The organism is Clostridium sp. AM54-37XD (genome assembly GCF_003478225.1).
Taxonomy (GTDB): domain Bacteria; phylum Bacillota; class Clostridia; order Lachnospirales; family Lachnospiraceae; genus Coprococcus; species Coprococcus ammoniilyticus.
This window is the reverse complement of sequence record NZ_QUEV01000004.1, coordinates 77,323-95,299: the sequence shown is the minus strand read 5'-3', so window position 1 is coordinate 95,299 and position 17,977 is coordinate 77,323. Positions and strand designations below refer to the sequence as shown.

The 17,977-nt window shown below is 40.7% G+C and carries 16 protein-coding genes and 2 tRNA genes; 16 read left to right on the top strand and 2 right to left on the bottom strand.

Annotated elements, in window-relative coordinates:
• Nucleotides 1–88: 88 nt before the first annotated feature.
• The 4 genes from DXA07_RS05000 to sigG all read left to right on the top strand — a co-directional run bounded on the left by DXA07_RS05000 (nucleotide 89) and on the right by sigG (nucleotide 3,827).
• The gene (locus tag DXA07_RS05000; RefSeq protein ID WP_118483677.1) at nucleotides 89–793 is read left to right on the top strand and encodes a 4'-phosphopantetheinyl transferase superfamily protein; all 705 of its coding nucleotides are present in this window, start codon (nucleotides 89–91) and stop codon (nucleotides 791–793) included.
• 51 nt (nucleotides 794–844) lie between these two features.
• Nucleotides 845–1,348: a helix-turn-helix transcriptional regulator gene (locus tag DXA07_RS04995; protein WP_021943746.1), complete on the top strand. Its 504-nt coding sequence runs from the start codon at nucleotides 845–847 to the stop codon at nucleotides 1,346–1,348.
• Between the two features lie 2 nt (nucleotides 1,349–1,350).
• Entirely contained in the window at nucleotides 1,351–2,949 is a 1,599-nt protein-coding gene (locus DXA07_RS04990; RefSeq protein WP_008400679.1) for a peptide chain release factor 3, read from the top strand.
• A gap of 101 nt (nucleotides 2,950–3,050) precedes the next feature.
• Nucleotides 3,051–3,827: an RNA polymerase sporulation sigma factor SigG gene (gene sigG / locus DXA07_RS04985; RefSeq protein WP_118483675.1), complete on the top strand. Its 777-nt coding sequence runs from the start codon at nucleotides 3,051–3,053 to the stop codon at nucleotides 3,825–3,827.
• A 282-nt stretch (nucleotides 3,828–4,109) separates the two neighbouring features.
• Here the strand turns inward: sigG and DXA07_RS04980 are convergent, their stop codons facing one another.
• Both DXA07_RS04980 and argH read right to left on the bottom strand, forming a co-directional pair.
• The gene (locus tag DXA07_RS04980) at nucleotides 4,110–4,340 is read right to left on the bottom strand and encodes a hypothetical protein (protein WP_021943749.1); all 231 of its coding nucleotides are present in this window, start codon (nucleotides 4,338–4,340) and stop codon (nucleotides 4,110–4,112) included.
• Between the two features lie 15 nt (nucleotides 4,341–4,355).
• Nucleotides 4,356–5,741 carry an argininosuccinate lyase gene (argH, locus tag DXA07_RS04975; RefSeq protein WP_118483673.1) on the bottom strand — a complete coding sequence of 462 codons (1,386 nt, stop codon included), beginning with the start codon at nucleotides 5,739–5,741 and terminating at the stop codon, nucleotides 4,356–4,358.
• A gap of 199 nt (nucleotides 5,742–5,940) precedes the next feature.
• Between argH and DXA07_RS04970 the strand changes: the two genes are divergently transcribed.
• The 12 genes from DXA07_RS04970 (at nucleotide 5,941) to DXA07_RS04910 (ending at nucleotide 17,951) form a co-directional block, all read left to right on the top strand.
• Complete coding sequence (locus DXA07_RS04970; protein ID WP_021943751.1) at nucleotides 5,941–7,008, top strand: transglutaminase domain-containing protein; 1,068 nt, start codon at nucleotides 5,941–5,943, stop codon at nucleotides 7,006–7,008.
• A gap of 91 nt (nucleotides 7,009–7,099) precedes the next feature.
• Nucleotides 7,100–7,624, top strand: a complete 525-nt coding sequence (locus DXA07_RS04965) for a DUF1700 domain-containing protein (RefSeq protein ID WP_118483819.1) — start codon at nucleotides 7,100–7,102, stop codon at nucleotides 7,622–7,624.
• 119 nt (nucleotides 7,625–7,743) lie between these two features.
• Nucleotides 7,744–7,816 (top strand) — tRNA-Val (locus tag DXA07_RS04960).
• A gap of 15 nt (nucleotides 7,817–7,831) precedes the next feature.
• Nucleotides 7,832–7,905, top strand: a tRNA-Met gene (locus DXA07_RS04955).
• A 145-nt stretch (nucleotides 7,906–8,050) separates the two neighbouring features.
• Nucleotides 8,051–8,599 carry a 2-C-methyl-D-erythritol 2,4-cyclodiphosphate synthase gene (ispF, locus tag DXA07_RS04950; RefSeq protein ID WP_117807645.1) on the top strand — a complete coding sequence of 183 codons (549 nt, stop codon included), beginning with the start codon at nucleotides 8,051–8,053 and terminating at the stop codon, nucleotides 8,597–8,599.
• 12 nt (nucleotides 8,600–8,611) lie between these two features.
• Nucleotides 8,612–9,523 carry a GNAT family N-acetyltransferase gene (locus DXA07_RS04945; RefSeq protein ID WP_118483670.1) on the top strand — a complete coding sequence of 304 codons (912 nt, stop codon included), beginning with the start codon at nucleotides 8,612–8,614 and terminating at the stop codon, nucleotides 9,521–9,523.
• Nucleotides 9,524–9,596: 73 nt separating this feature from the next.
• Nucleotides 9,597–10,118 (top strand): DUF6106 family protein, encoded by a 522-nt coding sequence (locus DXA07_RS04940; protein WP_118483668.1) that lies wholly within the window; start codon nucleotides 9,597–9,599, stop codon nucleotides 10,116–10,118.
• Nucleotides 10,119–10,183: 65 nt separating this feature from the next.
• A complete protein-coding gene (locus DXA07_RS04935) occupies nucleotides 10,184–10,600 on the top strand; it encodes a hypothetical protein (protein WP_021943756.1) in 417 nt (138 codons plus the stop codon).
• A gap of 516 nt (nucleotides 10,601–11,116) precedes the next feature.
• Nucleotides 11,117–11,770 (top strand): epoxyqueuosine reductase QueH, encoded by a 654-nt coding sequence (locus tag DXA07_RS04925; protein ID WP_347465383.1) that lies wholly within the window; start codon nucleotides 11,117–11,119, stop codon nucleotides 11,768–11,770.
• A 165-nt stretch (nucleotides 11,771–11,935) separates the two neighbouring features.
• Nucleotides 11,936–13,009 (top strand): carbamoyl phosphate synthase small subunit, encoded by a 1,074-nt coding sequence (locus DXA07_RS04920; RefSeq protein WP_117807642.1) that lies wholly within the window; start codon nucleotides 11,936–11,938, stop codon nucleotides 13,007–13,009.
• Complete coding sequence (carB, locus tag DXA07_RS04915; RefSeq protein WP_117784906.1) at nucleotides 13,009–16,212, top strand: carbamoyl-phosphate synthase large subunit; 3,204 nt, start codon at nucleotides 13,009–13,011, stop codon at nucleotides 16,210–16,212. The genes DXA07_RS04920 and carB overlap by 1 nt, the downstream gene beginning before the upstream one ends.
• A gap of 80 nt (nucleotides 16,213–16,292) precedes the next feature.
• A complete protein-coding gene (locus tag DXA07_RS04910; protein WP_117807641.1) occupies nucleotides 16,293–17,951 on the top strand; it encodes a putative manganese-dependent inorganic diphosphatase in 1,659 nt (552 codons plus the stop codon).
• Nucleotides 17,952–17,977: the final 26 nt, after the last annotated feature.

The window sequence follows — 17,977 nt, the reverse complement described above, 5'->3', positions numbered from 1 at the left end:
TATGTGGGGTTTTTTTAAATTTGATTTTTACCGGAATATGGTTATACTGGAAAAAGGTTTACATGAATAGATAGAAAGGAAAATTTCCATGCTGATTTGGTATGCGGATGTGTCGGATATGACAGAGGAGCAGATGAAAAAGTATCTGGAAGAGCTGTCTGAGTATCGTTTGGAAAAAGTGAATAGGCTTCGATATGAGAAGGATAAGAAATTGTCGGTTGCTGCGGGAATTTTGCTTGACCGGGCGTTAAAAGAGTGTCATTTGTCTGAGAAAGACTGTCGCTATCAGATCATGGAGCATGGCAAGGTTTATCTGGCAGATCATCCTGAGATAGCATTTAATATCAGTCACAGCGGATGCGTTGCAGTTCTGATCTTTCATAAAGAAACGAAGCACGATCTGTCCTGTGGCATTGATATCGAGCTGATACAGGGTGGACGGGAGAAAATCGTGAACCGGTTATTTTCAGAAGCGGACAGAGAACAATATAAGAAGTTGGATCCGGATGCGGCTGCGTTATATTTTGCACGGGTCTGGACCCGGATGGAATCATTTGGTAAGATGACAGGAAAAGGACTTGATTTTTCAGAACCGACTCAGAAAAAAATTATGGATCGTTCAGAGATGAAAAAGAAAAATATCTATTTCCGGGAATTCAGAATAACAGATAAAACAGGTCGGAAATATAATCTCTGTGCCTGTTCAGATAAGGAAGGTTTGTTAGAAGAAACTGTATTTTCTGATAAGTCGGTTCTTTTTTCTTCTCAGAATGTAGATTGTGTGGTAATATGATGATGAAAATTTATGTACTGATACATAAGTGAAGTTTTGGAGGAACATGATATGAGTAAAAAAGCTACGAAAGCACTGAATAATCCGTATTATATCGCAAGATATAATGCATCAAAGAATAATCCAAATCTTACCAGCCGGGAAAAGACGGCTGAGATTTTAAATATTGACCGGACGCGGTTATCACGGATCGAGCTTGGCATGTCAGTTCCTTATCCGGAAGAAGTTCTGGCGATGGCGGATGTATATGAGATACCGGAGCTTTGTAATATGTATTGCTCAGGGGAGTGTGCAATCGGTCGTGAGACAGTGAAACCGATCAATGCAGATAGCCTGGATCGACTGATCCTTCAGTTTCTTGGATCTTCTCAGAAGATGGAGAATATCACGGAGCAGCTGATCAATATCACTTCCGATGGAATTGTAGATGAAGGAGAACTGGAGCAGTTTGATTCGGTTCTGTCTGAATTGGAAAAAATGTCGGTCAACATTCAATCGTTGATGATGTGGGCTAAAAAAAATAAAGATTCAATTATGAGTAAAAGAGGAAATTAGAAATGGCAGACAAGAATATCGAAAACGAGATTAAGAAAAGAAGAACATTTGCGATCATATCCCACCCGGATGCCGGTAAGACGACTTTAACAGAGAAGTTTCTCCTGTTTGGTGGTGCAATCAATACGGCAGGATCGGTAAAAGGAAAAGCAAATTCCAAATATGCGGTATCCGATTGGATGGATATTGAGAAGGAGAGAGGTATATCAGTTACCTCATCCGTTCTTCAGTTTAATTATGAAGGCTACTGTATCAATATTCTTGATACACCGGGACACCAGGATTTCTCAGAAGACACATATCGAACCCTGATGGCTGCGGATTCTGCTGTTATGGTTATTGATGCATCAAAGGGTGTAGAGGCACAGACGATCAAGCTTTTTAAGGTCTGTGTAATGCGTCATATCCCGATTTTTACATTTATTAATAAGATGGATCGTGATGCAAGAGATACATTTGAATTGTTAGATGAGATTGAAAATGTCCTTGGAATACGTACCTGTCCGATGAACTGGCCAATCGGTTCCGGTAAGGAATTTAAGGGTGTCTATGACAGAGAGACCAAGATGGTCGATACCTTTGAAGCAATCTCAACCGGTGGTGCGAAGAAGGCTGCGGAGACGCAATATCATATCGAGGATCAGGAGCTTAAGGATCTGATCGGACCGTACCTGTATGACCAGTTTAAGGAAGAAATTGAATTGGTTGACGGTGCAACCGATGAAGTCGATCTCGAGAAGGTTCAGAAGGGAGAGCTTTCACCCGTATTCTTTGGTTCTGCACTGAATACATTCGGTATCGATATGTTCCTGAATTATTTCCTGAAAATGACGACACCTCCTCTTGGAAGAATGTCGGATCAGGGTGTGATCGATCCGGTTACAGAACCATTTTCAGCTTTCGTATTTAAGATACAGGCAAATATGAATAAAGCGCATCGTGACAGAATCGCATTTATGCGTATCTGTTCAGGTAAATTTGAAGCCGGTATGGAGGTTTACCATGCAGCCAGCAAGCGTAAATTAAAATTATCCCAGCCGCAGCAGCTTATGGCGCAGGATCGTAAGATCGTAGAAGAAGCATATGCGGGTGATGTAATCGGTGTATTTGATCCGGGATTATTTTCAATCGGTGATACTCTTACATTTCCGGGTAAGAAATTTCAGTACGAAGGAATCCCGACATTTGCGCCGGAGCATTTCTGTCGTGTTGTTCAGATGAATACGATGAAGCGTAAGCAGTTTGTACAGGGTGTTACTCAGATCGCGCAGGAGGGTGCAATTCAGATCTTTCAGGAGTTTACAGCAGGATTGTCTGAGATTATCGTAGGTGTTGTAGGTGTTCTTCAGTTTGATGTATTAAAATACAGACTGGAGAATGAATATGGATGTGAGATCCGTTTAGAGCCGATCCCTTATAACTATATCCGTTGGGTAAAAGATCCATCTACAGATCTTACAAAGCTGAAACGTGTCAGCGATGTTAAGAAGGTGAAGGATATGAAAGGTAATCCATTGTTATTATTTGCAAATGAATGGGTTATCAATCAGGTGCTTGAGCATAATGAAGGGCTGGAACTGTTAGAGTTCAGAAAGAATTAAATAAATGAATAATCTACCCTGAAAATGTAAATCCTTTTCTTATGAGGCCTAAGAAAAAATCCGTTTGACAGACAGGCAGACATAAGCAGGAGGAACATGATATGGCACTGAACAGGGTAGTGATATGTGGTGTGAATACAGCCAGACTTCCGTTACTGACAGACAAGGAAAAGAATGAATTGTTTGACAGGATCGAGCAGGGAGATATGGCTGCCAGAGAGACCTTTATCAAGGGCAATCTGCGACTGGTTCTGAGTGTGATCCAGAGATTTTCGAATTCAAATGAGAACCCTGACGATCTGTTTCAGGTTGGATGCATAGGATTGATAAAAGCAATTGATAATTTTGACCGGAGTCTGGATGTGAAGTTTTCGACGTATGCAGTTCCGATGATACTCGGAGAATGCCGGAGGTATCTGCGGGATAATAACAGTATCAGGGTATCCAGGTCGTTAAGAGATATTGCATATAAGGCAATCTACACAAAGGATGCTTTGTTAAAGAAGCTGGATCGGGAACCGACCGTGGATGAAATTGCAAAGGAGATCGATGTAGCACCGGAAGATATCACGACAGCACTGGATGCCATATCGACGCCGGTTTCGTTGTATGAGCCTGTTTATCAGGAAGGTGGAGATACGTTATATATCGTAGACCAGTTAAGTGATAAGAAGAATAAAGAAGAAAACTGGGTAGAAAATATTTCATTGAAAGAAGCAATGAAGAAATTAAATGAGAGAGAATATAATATATTAAGGCTTCGTTTCTTTGAAGGAAAGACACAGACCGAGGTTGCATCGGAAATCGCCATTTCACAGGCACAGGTCAGCCGTATCGAAAAGAGTGCGATCAAATCTCTAAAGGGCTACCTCAGATAATATATGGATGATAAAGAGGTATCTATATATTTATTCTACAGAGCATTTTCATTCTATTTTTACGCTGTATAACTTTGAACTAACCTCGGCTAATGGCCTTGGTAAGGTCTCAGTTATTATGTAGCGGTGCTAAACTCACCGCTTCGCGGTTCATTAAGAACCGACATGAAAAAGGTCTGTAGAACAAAATATAGATACCTCTTTATTTGTTTATAGGTAAATCTGTGTTATTGTGATTTCCCATATTTTTTATAGTTTTTACATTTATTGTGCTTTTTTGCTCTATTTATTCTTGTTATGAGCTTCTAGCTGTGATTTGGCTTCGGTGGCAAGCTCTGCCATATAGTCCTGAACGGTTGTGCCGCCGGTGTCGCTGTTTTTCATGAGATTTGCTTTCAGCTTTTCTACTTCCTCGAGTGGAAGATCGCTCATTATGGCAACCTCGGCCGGTTCGATGTGAACATTTAACATTCGTTCTGCCAGATCATATTTTGCTTTTGTTGTTCGATTCATCTCTGATTCATCTCCTTAATTATTCAGATCCTTCAGATAAGCTTCGTTAATCTCGATGATCTTATTCATAGCTTCCGGTCCCGGAGCACCGATCGTATTACGTTTATTAACACATTCTTCCATGCTGATCGCCAGATAGATGTCGTCTTCAAATACCGGACAGATTGCCTTGTAGTCATCTAGTGGAAGCTCATCCAGCGAGATGTTCCGTTCGATACAGGTGAGAACCAGTTCACCTACGATGCCGTGAGCATCACGGAATGGAACGCCGTGGTTTACCAGATAATCGGCAGCATCCGTAGCATTTGTGAATCCGTTCTTTGCAGATGCTTCCATACGGCCTTTATTTACAGTCATAGTTTTTATCATACCGTTAAATAATGCGATACATCCCTTTACGGTATCGATCGCATCAAAGGTAAATTCCTTATCCTCCTGCATATCCTTATTATAAGCAAGCGGAATTCCCTTCATTGTGGTAAGGAGAGAAGTCAGTGCGCCATAGACACGTCCAGTCTTACCACGAACCAGCTCTGCGATATCAGGGTTTTTTTTCTGTGGCATGATCGAACTTCCTGTGCTGTATGCGTCATCCAGTTCAACAAACTGATATTCATTTGAATTCCAGATAATGATCTCCTCTGAGAAACGGCTCAGATGCATCATGATCGTTGAAAGAGCGGATAATAATTCGATGCAGTAATCACGGTCTGCAACAGAATCCATACTGTTAAGAGTAGGACCTGCAAAATCAAGCAGGGAAGCAGTTAACTCACGATCCAGAGGGTAAGTTGTGCCGGCTAAAGCACCGGAACCCAGTGGACAGTAATTCATTCTTGCATAGATATCACACAGACGGCCGTAATCACGCTTGAACATCTCCATGTATGCACCAAAGTGATGGGCGAGAGTGATCGGCTGCGCCTTCTGTAAATGTGTAAATCCGGGCATATATGTGTGGATATGTTCCTTCATCAGGGAATGTAAGGTGTTCATTAATTCCAGCACAAGAGCTTTAATTTCGACGATCTCATCTCTTACATAGAGCTTCATGTCAAGAGCTACCTGATCATTACGGCTTCTTCCGGTATGTAATTTCTTACCGGTATCACCGATACGGTCGATCAGATTTGCTTCTACAAAGCTGTGAATATCTTCATATTTGGATGTGATTTCAAGTGTACCGTTTTCCACATCGGTAAGGATGCTGTTTAAGCCGTCGATGATCTGATCTCGTTCTGCTTCCGTAAGGATTCCGGATGCTGCAAGCATGGTAACATGCGCGATGCTTCCGCGAATATCCTGTTTATAGAACTTCTGATCAAAAGAGATCGAAGCATTAAAGTTATATACTAACTGGTCTGTTTCTTTTGTGAAACGACCACCCCAGAGCTGTGCCATAATGTAGTTCCTCTTTTCTCTAAAATTATTTTAACTGTTTCATTTTACAACAGGATGAGAGCTTAATCAACAAAAACAGGGATTAGCAGAAGAATTTTGCACGGTAAATATCAAATTTTTATGAAAAAGATATTTACAGGTTTACAGCAGTTGCGGACAGATGATAAAATAACCTAAATTGTCAGAATGGATGGATTGGATGAAGAAACGACATTTTATTTTGAAAGGAATCATTACGGCACTTGTGCTGATCGTTCTTTTCTATACAGGAAGATGGGCATTTTTTAATATATTTCATCGTCAGGATGTTGTGGACGGAATGGTAGCATTACGAACAAATGTGATGCATTCGATGGAAGATGGAAATGATTCTGATATCTTTTATGTAAAAAATGTAAAGATAAAGGATATAAGTGATATCAATAAATATGTGGATTCGGCATTTGGAAGTGTAGATACCTATCGAGTACTGGTGTCCTCCGGCGATTATCTTGCAATTCAACTTTCTTTTGATCGGAGTGAGAATTATTATGTGATCCGGAAGGTGCTTTTTGATGAAGAGATACCATCGGATAAAAAGAAAGCACTTGCCATGTATGATTCATATATAGAATTTTACAAGACCTGCATCAAAGAACCGATGAGCGATTTTGATAAGGAGAAAGCAGCACATGATTATCTGATAAAGAACTGTGTATATGGCTTTCCAGAGGAACAGCAGGATGCATATGATGCTTATGGTGTTCTTGTATCCCATAAGGCGGTCTGCGATGGCTATGCAGAGGCATTTTTTATGCTGATGACCTGTTTGGATATTCCTTGTGATATTGTGGTAGGGACTGCGGATGGAGATCTGCATGCATGGAATCAGATAGAACTTGACGGGAAATGGTATAATATTGATCTGACCTGGGATGATGCGGTTCCGGATATGGGTGAATATGTAAAACACACATATTTTAATCTGACAGATGATACACTTGCCGAAAATCATACATGGGAACGGGAGTTTTACCGTACCTGCACAGATACAGATATGAATTATTATGTGAAGACATTTGCAGTATTTGATGATTTTGAAGCATATAAGAAAGGGATCACGAAGCAGATCGGACGCTCGGATGTGCTCGAAGCAATTGTTTATTATATGGATACGGACAGACCGGATCTGTCATTTCTCTATGACAGTTCGGCTATAAAAAAACTTAAGTATCTGGTTGAAGATATGGGAGAATATTATGTGATCATTGTATATGTAAATACATGATTTTATTATTGTAAAACAAAATGCCCGCGACAGTACGGGAGAAAGGAAAACTCAATGTCTGATGAACAGGCGAGGGTGAAGTGTGATAGATATGATCAAGAAAGAATTTATGGATCAGCTCAGAGAAGGGCTGGATGGCAATGTATCATATGAGAAATATTGTGAAACAATAGAATATTATGAGTCTTATTTCCGGAGAAAACTGGCAGAAGGAAAGACTGAGGAGGAGATTGTTGCGGAACTTGGCTCCGGGCGACTGATCGCAAAGACGATTGTTGATACCGCAGGAGCTGACCGGACAGAACAGAGTTATACTTATACAGAGACAACAGGCGGCAGACGCGGAAGTGTGAGCCGAGATGGAGAAGACGCACCAAAGGGCTGGCATGTCAAAATGGATGAAAATGGAAATACCAGTGTCTGCTTTGGAAAACTTGATTTTTCTACAACGCTTGGGAAGGTTGTGATCGGAATTGGACTTATTTTATTACTTGCACTGATTGTATTGCTTGTTGTGATTGGAGTTAAGATTCTTGTATATGTGATCATTCCGGTTGCTGCAATTTTGTTTATTGTGAACCTGATTATCAGTCTGATCGACAATCATCGAATGTAGTCGGAAGTAGAATTTTTAACAGATAAAAAAGTTTTAAAAAAAGTTGAAAAAAGTTCTTGACAATTATCGGTATATCCCTTATACTAGCAAAGGTGTTCGACAGAGAACACAAACGAAATGGGATCTTAGCTCAGCTGGGAGAGCATCTGCCTTACAAGCAGAGGGTCACAGGTTCGAGCCCTGTAGGTCCCATTTAAAATAAAATATGGCGGGATAGCTCAGTTGGCTAGAGCATGCGGTTCATACCCGCAGTGTCGAGGGTTCAAATCCCCCTCCCGCTACTAACCTTTAATCGTCATGAATGTCATGACGATTTTTTTCTTTGCAGAAAAGTTCGTCGATTATGAACGGATAAATTATTATAGAATGGATAAACATTTTATCATCGGGTGAGATGGGTAAATAAGAAATAAGGAGAAATCAAATATGCGAGTTGGAATGGGCTATGATGTTCATAAATTGGTAGAAGACAGAAAGTTGATCCTTGGCGGAGTGGAGATTCCATATGAGAAAGGACTGCTTGGGCATTCAGATGCAGATGTTCTGCTACATGCGATCATGGATGCGCTTCTTGGAGCAGCGGCACTGGGAGATATCGGCAGGCATTTTCCGGATACAGATGACCGTTATAAGGGTGCAGACAGCATGGTGCTGTTAAAGGAAGTGAAGAAGCTTCTGGACGAGAATTTTTTCTTTATAGAGAATATAGATGCGACAGTGATAGCACAGCAGCCGAAGCTTGCCCCATATATAGAAGATATGAGAAAGAATATTGCAGAATGTCTGGAGCTTCCGGTGAACAGGGTGAATGTGAAGGCTACGACAGAGGAAAAGCTGGGATTTACCGGAGCAGGCCTTGGAATCAGTTCACAGGCTGTCTGTCTGTTAGAGACTGTTGGAAACTATGATTATGATGTTATGGGAATGAATCAGGGAGGCTGTGCCGGTTGTCAGGGCTGTCCGGTCAGGCAGTAGGTAGTTTCGGGTATGAATGAAGAAAGATACGATCATATGGATCGTAAATCGTTTGATTCGATCAGGATAGAGATTGCCGGAGCGGAAGATTTGAACGAGATACGAAAACTCTGGAAACAGTCATTTGACGATCAGGATGCATATATGGATTATTATTTTTCAAGTGTAGCAATAAGGAATCAGATCTTTGTGGCAAAGAATGGCTCTAAGATCATTTCCATGGTGCATTTAAATCCATATACTCTTGCTGAGACGACAGCAGGAGTGACAGCATATAAAAAGGGCGGTTATGTTGTCGGAGTTGCGACAGTCCCGGAATTTCGCAAACAGGGAATTATGTCGATGTTAATGAAGTATGTACTGTCATATGCGGCAGAGAATAATTACGATTATATTTATCTGACGCCGGAGAAAGAGATCTATTATAAAGGACTGGGATTTGCTCCGGTGGTAGAAAGTGGCTTTTATAATATAACAGATCTGAAACCTGAGAAGAATGATTATGAGCTTTGTGGGTTGGAAGATATAACAGATGAACAGTTGCAGAGCTTTTCTGAAAAACTGGCACAACGCTATGATCTCTTTGTACCACGAAACAGAGCCTACCTGGAGGATCTTGGAATGGAATGTCAGTCTCTATTTGGTGATGTATATATCATAAAGAATGAGAATGAGATAGCAGCGGTATATGGAACCATGTATGATGGGGATCGTGCAGAGATCATTCAGTATTGTACAGTTACCGGATCAATTGATCCGTTGTTATATGGAATTCGCAAGAGTGATATTCCTGTATTTTCTGAGGTTGAATTGTTTGGAACATATACAGATCATAAGATGATAAAGAAAGGTCATGGAATTATGTTTTATGAGCCGTATACGGAGTGCACAGAATTATATAGAAAATTAGATCATATTTCATAAATGAAGTGGTTTAAAAAAGTATGGATACCATGTATAATAATTATAGAATGTATATACAAAAAGGAGAAATAAAATGACAACAGATGGATATGTAGAACATATAGTGAAAACAAAGACTTCTGCCGGAATCATGGCATTGATCGTACTTGGAGCAATTATCACTGTGGTGGGAGCATTTTTTATGTTCTTTGTACCGGGAGGCGCAATCTTTGGACTTCCGCTTGCGGTTGTTGGTGTAATTATATTTTCACTTGCGATCAATCGAAAAGAGTGTGAGTTTGAATATTTGTTCGTAAATGATGATGTTGAGGTTGCAAGGATTACCGCAAAGAGCAGCAGAAAACAGGTGTATCATTTTGAAGGCGGAGAAGTAAAGCAGATCACGACTGTAGATTCAATCTATAGGGATAATGAGCATCAGGCAAATTCCGGTATTAAAACGATGAATTTCACTTCAAAGGATAAGAACACAGAGAATCCTGTTTATTCTTTTATCCTGAATAAGAATAACCGCACAGAGGAAGTCCTGTTAGAGCTTGATGTAAAGACGATTGAACATGTAAAACAATTTTTTAAGGGAAAAATCCGGGAATAGAGAAAGTCAGGAACGGACACATATTTATAAGCAGAAAGACAGATACTATAAAAGAGGTGCTTGCGATGAAGATTACTTTTTTTAAATATCTGTCTTTGTTTTTGACCGGAGGGATGGTATATTATTTTCTTGAGATATTTACCAGAGATTATTCTCATTATTCCATGATAATCTGCGGGGGACTGTGTATGATTGCCTGCGGAGGTTTGAATCAGATGTTCCCGAGAATGCCGATTCCGCTACAGATGATTTTATCGTCAGGAATCATAACTTTGTTTGAATTTGTAACCGGAGTTATTGTAAATCTGATCTTTCATGTTGGAGTATGGGATTATTCATACCTGCCATATAATGTAATGGGGCAGATATGTCTGCCGTATTCTGTGCTGTGGATGTTTCTTTCACTGATCATAATATTTGTGGATGATGGAATCAGGCATTTTCTGTTTGGAGAGGAATTACCGGAGTACAGATTATTTTAAATAAATGAAATGAGAGTTTTTTGTTGCTGAAGAAGCTGCGACATTTAGAGTATTAAAAAAAGCTTATAACAGATCCGGTCTGAAATCCGGACTTCTGATGATAAGCTTCTTTTATGTGGTGTGAAATTAAATACGAAATTATGGCTGAAGAGGAGTCATCTTAAGTCCTTTATACAGTTTGGTATAAAGACTTCTTTCGTCGGAGTAAAGCATGATTCCCCGTGCACCATCTTTAACAATGTAGGCGTATTTATTCTTCTGTACATTCATGTACAAAACTTCCTCCACATTCAGTTCTTTGGCCTCACTTTAGCAACACTGACACTTACCGGCTGTAATTTATATTTTTTGATTGCCTGTTCAACTGTCATGATAAACACCTCCATCATATAGTATGCCTATGTTTGTTTGAATATAGTATATTGTATAGATAGCACAAAGTCAACTGTTAATAGTGCACAAAAAGACAAGAAAAGGAAAAACTTCCGTTATTTTTATAAAAAGGAGAGATAAATAGTGAAAAATGCAAACTATTATACTATGATGGAAGAAGAATTAAAGAAAATATCGGATTCCGGCAGTAAGAAGAAGCTTCTACTTCATTGCTGCTGTGCCCCTTGTTCCAGTCATTGTCTGGAAGTCCTGGCCAATTATTTTGATATTACTGCTTATTTTTATAATCCGAATATCACAAGTGATGAAGAATACGGGAAACGCTGGAACGAATTGAAACGCTTTGTCCATGAAGTATATCAGGAGAATGGGGTGGAACCATATCTGGAAGAGCATGAGAGCGAACGGTTTCTTGAAATGGCAAAAGGAATGGAAGAAGAGCCGGAACGCGGGATACGGTGTTATGCCTGTTATAAACTTCGTCTGGATAAAAGTGCCGCGTTTGCAAAAGAACATGGATATGACTATTTCACCACAACCTTGTCGATCAGTCCACATAAAAATGCAGACTGGCTCAATGAAATCGGAGAAGAGCTGGGTGAGCAGTATGGTATAATGTTTTTACATAGTGATTTTAAGAAGAAAAACGGATATAAACGCTCAATCGAGCTTTCAAAGAAATATAATTTATATAGGCAGAACTTCTGCGGCTGTGAGTTCAGCAGAAGAGCGTATGAAGCAACAGAAAAAATGAAGCAGGAAGCTGCTCAGAAATAAGTTGACGAATTTCGATGAAAAAGTGTTGTCTAACAATAACAAATGTGTTAGAATTGACAAAACTAGAAAAAAGAGGCAGATGAGGATCTTTGTATGTGTGCACAGATTCTCTGTTCACTCTTTTTTTTTGAGCAAAAATAGAAAAAAGAAGAAAGGAATTGTATTATGAAAGCTTTTTTGATACTTGAAGATGGACATGTATTTGAAGGCACCAGTATTGGAGCAACCGATGAGATCATAAGCGAAATTGTTTTCAATACGTCTATGACAGGTTACTTAGAGGTGTTGACAGACCCATCCTATGCCGGGCAGGCAGTTTGTATGACATATCCGTTGATTGGTAATTATGGTGTATGTCTGGAAGATATGGAGGCTGATAAACCATGGCAGTCAGGATTTATTGTAAGAGAGATTGCGAAGAAGCCAAGTAACTTCAGAAGTGAACAGAGTATTAACCAGTTCCTTATTAATAACAATATAACAGGTATCGAGGGAGTTGATACCAGAGCATTGACAAAGATCCTCAGAAATCAGGGTACAATGAAGGGCATGATCACAACAAATGCTTCTTATGACCTTGAAGATTGTCTGAAGCGGATCAAAGCATGGGAGATGGGACATGTTGTTCTTGATGTTACATGCAAAGAAAAGAAAGTTTATCCGGGAGATGGCTACAAGGTAGCTGTTATCGATCTCGGTGTTAAGAGAAATATTATCAAATCTTTATTAAAGAGAGGCTGTCAGGTTACCGTATATCCTGCTGAAACACCTGCGGAGGAGATCATCGCAGATGCACCGGACGGCATCATGTTAACAAACGGACCTGGAGATCCAAAGGATTGTAAGGTTACAATCAAAGAAGTGAAAAAACTTTTCGATACAGATATTCCTATTTTTGCAATATGTCTTGGACATCAGCTGCTTGCACTTGCAAATGGCGGCGATACCGTAAAGATGAAATACGGTCACAGGGGTGCAAACCATCCTGTAAAAGACTTAAAGACCGGAAAGGTTTATATTTCAACCCAGAATCATGGATATATGGTAAAAGAAGAGAGCCTTGACAGAAAGGTTGCCGAGGTCAGCTTTATCAATGTAAATGATGGTACAGTAGAAGGTGTTCATTACCTTGGTAAGAATGCACAGACCGTACAGTTCCATCCGGAAGCATGTGCCGGTCCTCTTGATACAGACTTCTTGTTTGATGTATTTATGAATATGATGGAGGTGTCTAAGTAATGCCAAAGAATCCGAATATTAAAAAAGTTGTTGTAATTGGCTCCGGTCCTATCGTAATCGGACAGGCTGCAGAATTTGATTATGCCGGTACACAGGCTTGTCGTTCATTAAAAGAAGAAGGCCTTTGCGTTGTTCTGATCAACTCCAATCCGGCTACGATCATGACAGATAAGGATATCGCAGATAAGGTATACATTGAGCCATTAACAGCCGATGTTGTAAAAGCAGTGATCGAGAAGGAAAAACCAGACAGCCTTCTGCCAACACTGGGTGGTCAGGCAGCTTTAAATATCGCAATGGAACTGGAAGAATCCGGTTTCTTAAGAGAACATGATGTTATGTTGATCGGTACATCTTCTTCAACAATCAAAAAAGCAGAGGACAGACTGGAATTCAAGAAAACCATGGAGAAGATCCATGAGCCTGTAGCACCATCTGAGGTTGTTACAACGGTAAAAGCCGGTCTCGAATTTGTTAAGAAGATCGGATATCCGGTTGTACTCCGTCCGGCATATACCCTCGGCGGAAGCGGCGGTGGTATCGCTGAGAATGAAGAAGAATTTGTCGAGATTCTGATGAATGGTCTGAGACTCAGCCGTGTCGGTCAGGTTCTGGTAGAGCGTTGTATCGCAGGCTGGAAAGAGATCGAATACGAAGTAATGCGTGATGCAAATGGTACCTGTATTACAGTTTGTAATATGGAGAATCTGGATCCGGTCGGTGTCCATACCGGTGACTCTATCGTAGTAGCACCATCCCAGACACTGGGTGATAAAGAGTATCAGATGCTTCGTACATCTGCATTAAATATTATTTCTGAATTAAATATCCGTGGTGGCTGTAACGTACAGTTTGCATTACATCCAACTACATTTGAATATTGTGTAATCGAAGTAAATCCTCGTGTAAGCCGTTCGTCGGCACTTGCATCCAAGGCAACCGGTTATCCGATCGCCAAGGTTTCTGCAAAGATCGCACTTGGTTATAATCTGGATGAGATCAAGAATGCAATTACCAAGAAGACATTTGCAAGCTTTGAGCCTGCACTGGACTATGTTGTTGTTAAGATTCCTAGACTTCCGTTTGATAAGTTCATCAAGGCAGATCATGATCTGACAACACAGATGAAGGCAACCGGTGAGGTTATGAGTATCTGCACAAACTTTGAGGGCGCATTGATGAAAGCAATCCGTTCTCTGGAACAGCATGTAGATGGTCTTCATTCCAGCAGATATAAGAATATGTCTGACAGTGATATCTTAAAGCTTCTGCATCATGTAGATGACAGACGTATCTTTGTTATTGCTGAGGCGCTTCGCCGTGGCATTACACAGGAAGCAATTCACGATATCACAAAGATTGATCTTTGGTTCATTGATAAGATCAACAATCTGGTTGACTATGAACAGGAGATCCGTGATTCCAAGGGAGATATCTCCAAGGAACTGATGAAGGAGATCAAGCGTGTAGAATTTCCGGATAAGGTAATCGCACAGCTTACAGGAAAGACAACAAAAGAGATCAAAGAGCTGCGGTATGGCTATGGTATCCGTGCATCTTTCAAGATGGTTGATACCTGTGCTGCAGAGTTTGAAGCATCTACACCATACTATTATTCCTGCTTCGACGGTGAGAGTGAAGTAGAGGAAGATCATTCCGTAAAGAAGGTTATGGTTCTTGGTTCCGGTCCTATTCGTATCGGACAGGGTATCGAATTCGATTACTGCTCCGTACACAGTACATGGGCATTTGAGAGAAAGGGATACCAGACCATTATCGTAAATAATAATCCTGAGACAGTCAGTACAGATTTTGATATTGCAAATAAGCTGTATTTCGAGCCACTGACAGCAGAGGATGTAGAGGCAATTGTAGATCTGGAAAGACCGGATGGTGCGGTTGTTCAGTTCGGCGGACAGACAGCGATCAAGCTGACGGAAGCACTGATGGAGATGGGTGTTCCGATCCTTGGTACAAGTGCAGAGAATGTAGATGCCGCTGAGGATAGAGAATTATTCGATGAGATCCTTGAGAAGTGTTGTATTCCAAGACCTGCCGGAAAGACGGTATTTACCAGAGATGAAGCCTTAGAGGCAGCCAATGAACTCGGTTATCCGGTTCTGGTAAGACCTTCTTATGTATTAGGTGGACAGGGAATGCAGATCGCGATCTCTGATAAAGATATTATTGAATTCATGGATATCATCAACAGACATGTTCAGGAGCATCCTGTTCTGGTTGATAAATATATCATGGGTAAGGAAGTAGAAGTAGATGCCGTATGTGATGGAGAAGACATCCTGATCCCTGGTATCATGGAGCATGTAGAGAGAGCCGGAATCCATTCCGGTGACAGTATCTCTGTATATCCCGCACAGACACTTTCACCAAAGATCAAACGTGTAATTGAAGATTATACAAGAAAGCTTGCAAACAGCCTTCATGTAATCGGTCTGATCAATATACAGTTTATCGCATACAATGATGAAGTATATGTAATTGAGGTAAATCCTCGTTCCAGCCGTACTGTTCCATATATCAGCAAGGTTACCGGTATTCCGATTGTAGATCTTGCAACCCGTGTTATCACAGGTGAGAAGATCAAGGATATGGGATATAAGCCGGGACTTCAGCCGGAAGCAGAATACTTTGCGATCAAGATGCCTGTATTCTCATTTGAGAAGATCCGTGGAGCTGAAATCAGTCTGGGACCGGAAATGAAATCAACAGGTGAATGTCTTGGTATCTCCAAGGACTACAACGAAGCCCTTTACAAGGCGTTCCTTGGTGCAGGTGTAAATCTTCCAAAGACAAAGAAGATGATTCTTACAGTTAAGGACGCAGACAAGATGGATGCAGTAGAAATCGGCAGACGTTTTGCGGCTCTTGGTTATGAGATCTTCTCTACAAAGAGCACATGTAGAATCCTGAATGAGAATGGAGTACCTGCTGAACTGATCAACAAAGTAGAGGAACCATCACCAAATCTGTTGGATCTGATCTTAAGTCATGAGATCGATCTGATCATCGATACTCCGTCACAGGGTATTGAACGAAGCAAGGATGGTTTCGTGATCAGACGTCATGCAGTTGAAACCGGCGTTACCTGTCTTACAAGTCTTGATACAGCGAATGCGCTGCTTACAAGTTTGGAGTCATCCGCAAACAGACGATTATCACTGGTTGACATCAGCGAATTATAAGTATAATATGATACAACCTGACAAAACAGGCTGCTGCATTTTGCAGCAGGCTGTTTTGTGTTCTTAATAGGAGGTGGAATATGCATAACATTCCAAGAGATGAGGTATTTGTGATCGGACATAAGAATCCGGATACGGATTCAATTTGTTCAGCGATCGCGTATGCAGATCTTAAGAATCAGTCAGAAAATAAATACATTCCCAAAAGAGCGGGTAATATCAATAAAGAAACAGAATTTGTATTAAATTATTTTGATGTGGAAGTGCCGGAGTTGATCAAAAACGTGGACACCCAATTGAGTGATATTTCTTACCGACTCGTTTCCGGTGTACCGGGTGATACAACAATGAAGAAAGCATTTGAGATCATGCAGAAGAATGATGCAACGACGTTGCCGGTTGTGGAGAATGGAAAGATTCGTGGAATATTAACTGTCGGAGATATTGCAGAAGCTTATATGTTGAATTCGGAGGACGACATTCTGTATAAAGCGAGAACCAGATGCCGTCATATTATTGAAACGATCGATGGTGAGATGGTTTGTGGAAATCCACACAGCTATATCACAAATGGAAAAGTTATCATTGGAGCGGCTCATGTGGAGTTGATGGAGCATTTTATAAAACCGGGTGACCTTGTTATCTTAAGTGACCGGAAGGAATCCCAGCTGATGGCAATTGAAAAGGGAGCAGGTATGTTGATCCTTTGTCTGGTGGATAAGGTAGATGATGATGTAGTAAAACTTGCAGCATTTAAGGGCTGTTCGATCATCATATCACAGAATGATACCTATAAGGTGGCCAGACTGATCGGTCAAAGTATACCGGTAAGATTCTTTATGGTTCGTGATAATATCATGACATTTAATGAGGATGATTCGGTTGAAACGATCAAAAGCGTAATGTCGAAGACGAGAGTCCGTTATTTCCCTGTCGTAGACAAGAGCGGGAATTATCTGGGACTGGTTTCCAGACGTAATTACATCAATGCGAGAAAGAAACAGGTAATTCTGGTCGATCATAACGAGCGTACTCAGTCGGTTGATAATATCGACAAGGCAGAGATTCGGGAGATCATCGATCATCACAGAATTGCAAATGTAGAAACACTTGCACCGGTTTATTTCAGAAATCAGCCGGTTGGCTGTACATCTACGATCATATATCAGATGTACAGAGAACAGAATATTATACCGGATAAGAAGATTGCGGGATTGATGTGTGCGGCTATTTTATCAGATACGCTGCTGTTTAAATCGCCGACCTGCACCTGCGAGGATAAGAATGCAGCATATGCACTTGCACAGCTTGCAGAGATAAATGTGAATGATTTTGCAATGGAAATGTTCGATGCCGGAAGTAATCTGAAGGGAAAGACGATTGATGAGATTCTGCATCAGGATTATAAGAAATTTGAGATTGACGGACGTACCTTTGCGATCGGACAGATCACATCGATCAATACCAGAGAGATTGAACAGATACAGAAGAGTATGTACGAGTATCTGACCGATTATACAGAAAACGGCTGTGATGTATTTTTGTTTGTAATGACAAGCATCTTAGACGATAGTTCCGGAATGCTGGCATTTGGAGATGAGGCAGAGGAGATCTGTTCCCGTGCATTCCAGACGAAATTTGTAGATCATTATGCATACTTGGAGGGCGTGGTATCCAGAAAGAAACAGATTGTTCCGGCACTGGTTCGGGCTGTACAGGAACTCGATCAGCCGGAATAGAACAAAGACAGAAAGGCAGATGTACA

Bases quoted from the DNA above. Each gene is read 5' to 3' on its own strand.
- DXA07_RS04995 (WP_021943746.1), top strand. From the start codon at position 845: ATGAGTAAAAAAGCTACGAAAGCACTGAATAATCCGTATTATATCGCA.
- DXA07_RS04970 (WP_021943751.1), top strand. From the start codon at position 5,941: ATGAAGAAACGACATTTTATTTTGAAAGGAATCATTACGGCACTTGTG.
- DXA07_RS04945 (WP_118483670.1), top strand. From the start codon at position 8,612: ATGAATGAAGAAAGATACGATCATATGGATCGTAAATCGTTTGATTCG.
- DXA07_RS04920 (WP_117807642.1), top strand. From the start codon at position 11,936: ATGAAAGCTTTTTTGATACTTGAAGATGGACATGTATTTGAAGGCACC.
- carB (WP_117784906.1), top strand. From the start codon at position 13,009: ATGCCAAAGAATCCGAATATTAAAAAAGTTGTTGTAATTGGCTCCGGT.
- sigG (WP_118483675.1), top strand. From the start codon at position 3,051: ATGGCACTGAACAGGGTAGTGATATGTGGTGTGAATACAGCCAGACTT.
- DXA07_RS04980 (WP_021943749.1), bottom strand. From the start codon at position 4,340: ATGAATCGAACAACAAAAGCAAAATATGATCTGGCAGAACGAATGTTA.
- DXA07_RS04965 (WP_118483819.1), top strand. From the start codon at position 7,100: ATGATCAAGAAAGAATTTATGGATCAGCTCAGAGAAGGGCTGGATGGC.
- argH (WP_118483673.1), bottom strand. From the start codon at position 5,741: ATGGCACAGCTCTGGGGTGGTCGTTTCACAAAAGAAACAGACCAGTTA.
- DXA07_RS04910 (WP_117807641.1), top strand. From the start codon at position 16,293: ATGCATAACATTCCAAGAGATGAGGTATTTGTGATCGGACATAAGAAT.
- DXA07_RS04940 (WP_118483668.1), top strand. From the start codon at position 9,597: ATGACAACAGATGGATATGTAGAACATATAGTGAAAACAAAGACTTCT.
- DXA07_RS04935 (WP_021943756.1), top strand. From the start codon at position 10,184: ATGAAGATTACTTTTTTTAAATATCTGTCTTTGTTTTTGACCGGAGGG.
- DXA07_RS04990 (WP_008400679.1), top strand. From the start codon at position 1,351: ATGGCAGACAAGAATATCGAAAACGAGATTAAGAAAAGAAGAACATTT.
- DXA07_RS05000 (WP_118483677.1), top strand. From the start codon at position 89: ATGCTGATTTGGTATGCGGATGTGTCGGATATGACAGAGGAGCAGATG.
- ispF (WP_117807645.1), top strand. From the start codon at position 8,051: ATGCGAGTTGGAATGGGCTATGATGTTCATAAATTGGTAGAAGACAGA.